Source organism: Mesorhizobium sp. (genome assembly GCF_005063415.1).
GTDB lineage: Bacteria > Pseudomonadota > Alphaproteobacteria > Rhizobiales > Rhizobiaceae > Mesorhizobium.
In genome coordinates, this window is the sequence record NZ_SUEG01000208.1 from 1 (window position 1) to 7,104 (window position 7,104).

At 64.8% G+C, this 7,104-nt stretch carries 7 protein-coding genes; 5 read left to right on the plus strand and 2 right to left on the minus strand.

The genetic code is table 11. From position 1 onward, the window contains the following. A partial coding sequence (locus E5W70_RS29730; RefSeq protein WP_292664856.1) for a LacI family DNA-binding transcriptional regulator occupies positions 1-731 on the minus strand: 731 nt, incomplete at its 3' end. 194 nt (positions 732-925) lie between these two features. Between E5W70_RS29730 and E5W70_RS29735 the strand changes: the two genes are divergently transcribed. From E5W70_RS29735 to E5W70_RS29755, 5 genes are all read left to right on the plus strand, one after another. Next, on the plus strand, positions 926-1,960 hold the full coding sequence (locus E5W70_RS29735) for a Gfo/Idh/MocA family oxidoreductase (protein ID WP_292664857.1): 1,035 nt from the start codon (positions 926-928) through the stop codon (positions 1,958-1,960). Then, the gene (locus tag E5W70_RS29740; protein ID WP_292664862.1) at positions 1,960-2,865 is read left to right on the plus strand and encodes a sugar phosphate isomerase/epimerase; all 906 of its coding nucleotides are present in this window, start codon (positions 1,960-1,962) and stop codon (positions 2,863-2,865) included. Before E5W70_RS29735 ends, E5W70_RS29740 begins: the two co-directional genes overlap by 1 nt. 104 nt (positions 2,866-2,969) lie before the next feature. Next, positions 2,970-3,977: a substrate-binding domain-containing protein gene (locus E5W70_RS29745; protein WP_292664858.1), complete on the plus strand. Its 1,008-nt coding sequence runs from the start codon at positions 2,970-2,972 to the stop codon at positions 3,975-3,977. A gap of 83 nt (positions 3,978-4,060) precedes the next feature. After that, positions 4,061-4,852 carry an ATP-binding cassette domain-containing protein gene (locus E5W70_RS29750; protein WP_292664859.1) on the plus strand — a complete coding sequence of 264 codons (792 nt, stop codon included), beginning with the start codon at positions 4,061-4,063 and terminating at the stop codon, positions 4,850-4,852. Next, positions 4,849-5,889 (plus strand): ABC transporter permease, encoded by a 1,041-nt coding sequence (locus E5W70_RS29755; protein ID WP_292664860.1) that lies wholly within the window; start codon positions 4,849-4,851, stop codon positions 5,887-5,889. Before E5W70_RS29750 ends, E5W70_RS29755 begins: the two co-directional genes overlap by 4 nt. A gap of 12 nt (positions 5,890-5,901) precedes the next feature. On the opposite strand, the gene E5W70_RS29760 is transcribed toward E5W70_RS29755, so the two are convergent. Beyond that, positions 5,902-7,104, minus strand: a 1,203-nt coding sequence (locus tag E5W70_RS29760) for an ATP-dependent helicase (protein WP_292664861.1), incomplete at its 5' end; no start/stop codon positions are given.

The following is a 7,104-nucleotide window of genomic DNA, read 5'->3' on the forward strand; positions in this document are numbered from 1 at the left end:
TCCTTTGAGCGCATGACCTTCGGCGTCACGGCGTAGCCGCCGGCCTCGTTGATGAAGCCGTCGGCGATCAGCTCGGGGTCGAATTCGATGCCGTGCTGCCGCAACGCCTTGCGGTAGCCGGCGAGGAACAAATAGCCGAAGTTGAGGTCGAGCGACGGGCGGACGGCGGCGATGCGACGGTGGCCGCGCGCGACGAGACGATCGACCGCGTCAGCCCCCGCTTTTTCGAAGTCGAGGTCGAGCGAGGGGTAGGCATCGCCGCCGGAGCGGCTGCGCCCGAGCGTCGCGAACGGGAAGCCGGCCTGGGTCAAATAGTCGATGCGCTCGTCCTCGCGCCGCGTCCAGGCCAGCACCACGGCATCGGCCCGGCGTGTCTCGACGACACGGCGCAGGCGCTCCTGCTGATAGTCACCCGGCGCGCCCATCACCACGATCAGGTCGAGCCCGCTTTCGGCGAGCTTGGCCTGCAGCCCGGTCAGGAACGGAATGAAGAACGGCTCGCCATATTCCTGGTCGCCCGGATGCGGCTGCAGCATGAAGGCGATCGAATGGGTGGCGCCGCGCCGCAAACTGCGGCCGGATTGGTTCGGCGAATAATTCAGCTTCTTGGCCGCATCGAGCACGCGCTGCCGTGTGTCGGCATTGACATCAGCGCGGCCGTTGAGCGCGCGCGACACCGTGCCGATCGAAATGTTCAGGTGACGCGCAAGGTCGTGAATACTGGACGCCAAAGGACAGTTCTCCCCCTTGCTTGGCTAGCACCGGCGGCTCTTCGGGCCAAGGCGGCAGGACAATTTTTCGCACCGGCTAATTGACATTGTACGCCATCGGGTGTGTTCTCGTAAACGTTTACGGAAAAGGTTTACGGCCCTGCCGTGAATGCCGTGACGATCGGTCTGGAGGGGCCGAGAGGGAGGAGTGCTGGATGATCAATGTCGTCCTGGTCGGCTGCGGAGCGATGAGCAAAGCCTGGCTCGATGCGGCCAGGCAGATTGACGGGCTCACCATTGTCGGCCTGGTTGATCTCGACGCCGAAAGGGCGCGGGCAAGGGCGCGCGAATACGAGCTTTCGGGCGCCATCATCGGAACCGACCTCGACGCCGTACTCGACCAGACCAGGCCCGACGCGGTATTCGACGTGGTGGTTCCCGCCGCCCGCCGCGAGGTCGCGCTTTCCGCCTTTGCCCACCATTGCCATCTCTTGACCGAAAAGCCGCTGGCCGACAGCCCGGACAATGCGCGTGCCATTGTCGAGGCCGCCCGCAGCGCCGGGCGCATCCATGCCGTCGTGCAGAACCGCCGCTATGTCGCCAACGTCCGGCGCATCCGGCGCTTTCTCGATTCCGGCGTCATTGGTGCTGCGACCAGCATCCACGCCGATTTCTTCGTTGCGCCGCATTTCGGCGGTTTTCGCGAAGAGATGCGCCATGTGCTGCTGCTCGATATGGCGATCCACACATTCGATGCGGCCCGCTACATGGTGGCCGGCGAGCCGGCCGGTGTCTATTGCCAGGAGTGGGAGCCGGCCAATTCCTGGTATCGGCAAGGGTCGTCGGCTACCGCAAGCTTCGACCTCGGCGGTGGCAAGTTGTTCACCTATGCCGGCAGCTGGTGCGCGGCCGGCTTCCGTACCAGCTGGGACAGTACATGGCGTCTTGTCGCCGAGCGCGGCAGCATTGTCTGGGACGGCGAGGACGGGCTGAAGGCGGAAGTCGTGCGGCCGGTCCGTGAAGGCATGTTCGACCGCACCGAACCGATAGCCGTACCGCCGCTCGACCCGGCCGATCGCGTCGGCGGCCATCTCGGCATTATCCAGGATTTCGTCCGCGCCGTCGAAACCGGCACCGAGCCGGAGACGCGTGGCGCCGACAACATTAAGAGCCTGGCCATGGTTTTCGCTGCGATCGAGAGCGCCGAAACCGGGCGCCGGGTCGCTATCGCTGCACAGGAAGGATCATGATGCCAAACCCGCTGCTCGACATCAGGATCGGCACCATGGTGCGCGCCAATCTCGACGATCCGGCCGCCTATGTCAGGCAGATCCTGCCGCTCGGCTTCGAGAGCATCCAGCCGTTTTTCTGGCAGACGCTGGGTGGCAAGGATATTCCGCGGCTGGCGGGCGAGATCCGCGAGGCGATCGGCGATGCCGATGTCGTCATTTCATCGATCGGGGTGTTCGGCAACCCGCTGGAGAGCGGCGAAGTTGATCGCGGCGTGCTCCAGGCATGGGAAACGATCATCGACAACGCGCATCTGTTCGGCACCAATATGGTCAGCGGCTTTACCGGCCGCATTCGCGGCAAGCCGCTGCCCGACAGCCTGCCGCGTTTCCGCGAGGTCTGGGGGAAGCTGGCAAAACGTGCCGCCGACAAGGGCGTGCGCATTGCCTTCGAGAACTGCGCGATGGACGGCAACTGGGCCAGCGGCGATTGGAATATCGCCCATAATCCGGACGCCTGGGAGCTGATGTTCAACGAAGTGCCGGACGACAATATCGGCCTGGAATGGGAGCCCTGCCACCAGCTGGTCTACCTGATCGACCCGATCCCGCAGATCCGTAAATGGGCGTCGCGCATCTTCCACGTCCACGGCAAGGACGCGACGGTGCGCTGGGACGTGATCCGCGAACATGGCGTGTTCGGCCGCCTGCCGTTCGTGCAGATGCGCACGCCGGGGTTCGGCGACAGCGACTGGACAAGGGTGATCAGCGAGCTGCGGCTGGCCGGCTACAAGGGAGCCATCGACATCGAGGGCTGGCACGACCCGGTCTATCGCGGCGATCTCGAGATCACCGGCCAGGCGCGTGCGCTGGATTATCTCCAACAATGCCGGGGAGGCGCGAGCTACCTGCCGAACCCGGTGTGAGAAGTCGGCCGGCGGGAGGTGCCGGCCAGCTGGAGGCTGCGGCGCAACGCCGAAGCGATCGTCAAAACCCCTCGGCTAGCGAGGGAACAAAGGGAGGAACGTGCATGAGCATTATGATGAGAAGGACAGTTCTGCGCTCGACCGTCTCGGCGGCCGCGATGGCGCTCGCCGCCGCACTCTCGACCTTGCCGGCGCAGGCGCTCGATGCGCAATGGTGCAAGGATGTCCATATCCGTTTCTTCGCCGGCGGGGCGGAGGGCGATGCGTTCGGCACCATCGTCTATAATGGCGCCAAGCAGGCGGCCGCCGATCTCGGGCCCAAGGTCGACTATATCTTCTCTGGGTGGGACGTGGAGAAGATGGTGCAGCAGTTGCGCGAGGCTGTTGCGGTCAAGCCCCAAGGCATCGCCATGATGGGCCACCCGGGCGACGCCGCCATCATGCCGCTGGCCGAACAGGCGCACAAGGACGGCATCAAGATGATGTACCAGAACGTGCCGGTGCCGACGGTCACGGCGGCGTTCGGCGGCGGCTATGTCGGCGCCCAGCAGGAGCAGCAGGGCCGCGCGCTGGGCGCCGAGGCGTTCAAGCTGGCCGGGCTCAAGGCCGGCGACAAGGCGATCATGATCGGCCCGTTCGAGAACGAGAGCCGCGGCGCGCGCGAACGCGGCACGGTCGCCGCACTGAAAGAGGCCGGCATCGACGTCGTTCAAATCAATTCTCAAACCGAGTGGGCCGCCGACCCTAATCTGGCCATTCCGGTGATCACGGCAGCACTGCTCAACAATCCCGACGTCAAGGCGGTCGGCTATCCCGGCGGGCAGCTGCTGGGCAATGTGCCGACTTACATGCAGGCGGCGGGCAGGAAGCCGGGCGACATCTTCAACTTCGGCTTCGACACTAGCCCGCAGATCGTCGAGGGCTTCAAGGGCGGCTGGGTGCAGCTGACGGCCGACCAGCAGCCGTTCATGCAAGGCTACCTACCAATCCTCAGCCTCTGCCAGCAGGTGGTGCTGGGTCTGGCGCCGATGAATGTCGACACCGGTGCCGGCTTCGTCACGCCGCAGAATTATGAGATCGTCGCCGAGCTGGCCAAGCAGGCGCTGCGCTGACCTCCCAAGCCGTCGGCCGGGATTTAGCCCGGCCGGCGGGGCCGCTGGCGAGACCGCCGGCACGAAATCAAGCGAGGACCGCCATGGCCGAACGCCTCATCGAACTGCGTGACATCAGCAAGTCCTACGGCCAGGTCTATGCGCTTGGCGGGGTCAATCTCAGCGTCGACCGCGGCGAGGTGGTCGGCCTGATCGGCGACAACGGCGCCGGCAAGTCGACGCTGATCAAGATCCTTTCCGGCGTGGTCAAGCCGACCAGCGGCGAAATCCTCATTCGCGGCAAACCGGTGACCGGGTGGAGCGCCGCGCGCTCGCGCGACGCCGGCATCGAAACGGTGTTCCAGGACCGGGCGCTCGCCGTTCAGCAGACGATCGTGCGCAACATCTTCATGGGCCGCGAGCTCACCGGCTGGCTTGGCTGGCTGAAGGTCAACAAGGAGATCGCGGAGGCGAGCCGGCTGATGCGCGAGATCGGCTTCACCTCGAAGGTGTTCACGCCGCAATCGATCGTCGGCCAGCTGTCGGGCGGCGAACGCCAGGGCGTGGCGATCGCCCGCGCCATCTACAAGAAGGCCGACCTGATCGTCCTCGACGAGCCGACGACGGCGCTGTCGCTGACCGAAACGGCGAAGGTTTTTCATTTCGTGCGCCAGGTGCGGGCGAGCGGCCGGTCGATCCTGTTCATCGGCCACAATATCCACCACGTCTTCGATATCGCCGACCGCTTCGTCGTGCTCGATCGCGGCAAGGTCGCGCTCAGCGCCGACCGGAGCGAGGTCAAGTCGGCCGAAGACCTCATCAATTTCATGGAAGACGTGGCACACCCCGGCGGACTGGCGGGATTGCACGACGCCGGGGAGCAGGCAACGCGATGAGCAAGACAATGGAGCCCGATCTGCAAACCCCTCTCGGCAGCAGCGAAGCCCCGAAGGCATGGAAACACCCGTCCGACCACTGTATGCGCGGCTTTGTCCTCGACAATCGCGCTGCACTCGGCACGCTTGCGGTGTTCATCGTCATGATGGCGGTGTTCATGATCGCCAATCCGACGGTCTTCACCAGCTGGTATCTCTATAGTTCCGTGCTGACCACGCTGCCCGTGGCGCTGTTCGTGGTGGTGCCGCTGGTTTTCGTCGTCACCTGCGGCGAGATCGACCTGTCGTTTCCGGCGACGATGGGCTTCGCCTCTTGGGTGTTCGCGCTGGTCGTGCAGGCCGGCTACGACCCGTTCGTCGGCATCGCCGCCGCAATGGTCACCGGCATGCTGCTCGGCTTCCTGGTCGGCTCGCTGGTCGTCTATGGCGGGCTGTCGTCGCTGATCGCCACGCTCGGCATGAATTTCCTGCTGCGCGGCCTGATCCAGATCATCAACGAGGGCAGGTCGACGGCGCTGACCGGCCTTGCCGACAGCTGGGCCTACAAGATCTTCTCCAGCCAGCTTTACGGCATTCCGGTGCAGATCTTCTGGGCCATCGCCTTCGTCGTGCTGTCGGCGCTGCTCTACAACCGCCATCGCTTCGGCGCCCAGGTCAAGGTGGTCGGCGACAATCCCGACAGCGCCCAGCAAATGGGCATCGACGTCAAGCGCGTCAGGGTGAAAGTGTTCGTCTTCGTCGGCATCGGCGCGGCAATCGCCGGCACCTTCTCGGTGATGATCAACTTCACCTGGTGGCCGACGGCGGGCGACGGTTATCTCTTGCCAGTGCTGGCATCGGTGTTCGTCGGCGGCACGCCGACCTGGGGCGGCATCGGCACCGTCGTCGGCGGCGCGATCGGCGCGGTCACCGTCTCTTTCATCCAGACCGGCGTCGTGGCGGCGGGCCTGAGCGGCTTCTACGTCCAGTTCTTCAACGGACTAATTATCATCTTGTCGCTGCTTGGCCATAAGTGGAACCAGGCGCGGTATCGCTAACGACCGGCGACCTCAAACTCCCGTGACAAACCCGTCCAGCACGCGTTTCTGGCCGGCCTTGTCGAAGTCGATGGTCAGCTTATTGCCTTCGATTGCCGAGATGTTGCCGTTGCCGAATTTCTGGTGGAAGACGCGATCGCCGACATTGAAGGGGGACGGCGTGTCGGCGACGGATTTGGCGACCAGCTCGCCGTCGATGGTGCGGCCCTTGATCGAGGTGCGGCCGGCACCGTAGCCGGAATCGGTCTCGCCATAGCCGATACGCTCGACCTGGTGGCCGGAGCGGGTGCCCCAATTGCGGTCGGCCGCTTCGGTGCGGTTGGCCTGAGCGCGCTGCCAGCCCGGTGTCGCATAGGTGCTGGAGAAGGCGCCGGATTTCTCGGCGCCGTTATTGCCGCCTATGTTGTCGAAGCGCGATGCTCCATAGGGGTTCTGCCTGCCTGCACCTTGGCCTCCACGACCGGAGGCGAACGAGCCGCCGCCATAGGCATTGCCGTAGCCGCCATAGGAGTTGCCGCTCTCGGAAACTTCGACATGGGCTTCTGGCAGTTCGTCGAGAAAGCGCGACGGGATAGTCGATTGCCAGAGGCCGTGGATGCGGCGGTTGGAGACGAACCAGATGTGCAGGTTCTTCTTGGCGCGGGTCAGGCCGACATAGGCGAGGCGGCGTTCCTCCTCCAGCCCTGAGCGGCCGCCCTCGTCGAGCGAGCGTTGGTGCGGGAACAGGCCTTCTTCCCAGCCGGGCAGGAACACGGTTTCGAATTCGAGGCCCTTGGCCGAATGCAGCGTCATGATGTTGACGGCGTCGAGCTCGGCGTTCTGCTCGGCGTCCATGACGAGTGCGACATGTTCGAGGAAGGAGCGCAGCGATTCGTACTCCTCCATGGAGCGGATCAACTCCTTGAGGTTTTCCAGCCGCCCCGGCGCTTCGACCGAACGGTCGTTCTTCCACATGTCGGTGTAGCCGCTCTCCTCCAGGATGGTCTCGGCGAGCTCGGTGTGCGGCGTGGTTTCCAGCGCCTTTTGCCAGCGCTCGAAATTGGCCGATACCTCGCGCAGTGCCGCGCGCGGCTTCGGCTTCAGCTCGTCGCTTTCGGCGAGTGTTGCAGCCGCCTCCAGCATCGGGATGCGGAGCGCCCTGGCGGTGTCGTGGATCTGGCGGATGGTGCCCTCGCCAAGGCCGCGCTTCGGCACGTTGACTATGCGCTCGAAGGC

Excerpts from the sequence above, each read along its gene's own strand:
- E5W70_RS29735 (WP_292664857.1), top strand. The coding sequence starts at position 926 with ATGATCAATGTCGTCCTGGTCGGCTGCGGAGCGATGAGCAAAGCCTGG.
- E5W70_RS29740 (WP_292664862.1), top strand. The coding sequence starts at position 1,960 with ATGCCAAACCCGCTGCTCGACATCAGGATCGGCACCATGGTGCGCGCC.
- E5W70_RS29745 (WP_292664858.1), top strand. The coding sequence starts at position 2,970 with ATGAGCATTATGATGAGAAGGACAGTTCTGCGCTCGACCGTCTCGGCG.
- E5W70_RS29750 (WP_292664859.1), top strand. The coding sequence starts at position 4,061 with ATGGCCGAACGCCTCATCGAACTGCGTGACATCAGCAAGTCCTACGGC.
- E5W70_RS29755 (WP_292664860.1), top strand. The coding sequence starts at position 4,849 with ATGAGCAAGACAATGGAGCCCGATCTGCAAACCCCTCTCGGCAGCAGC.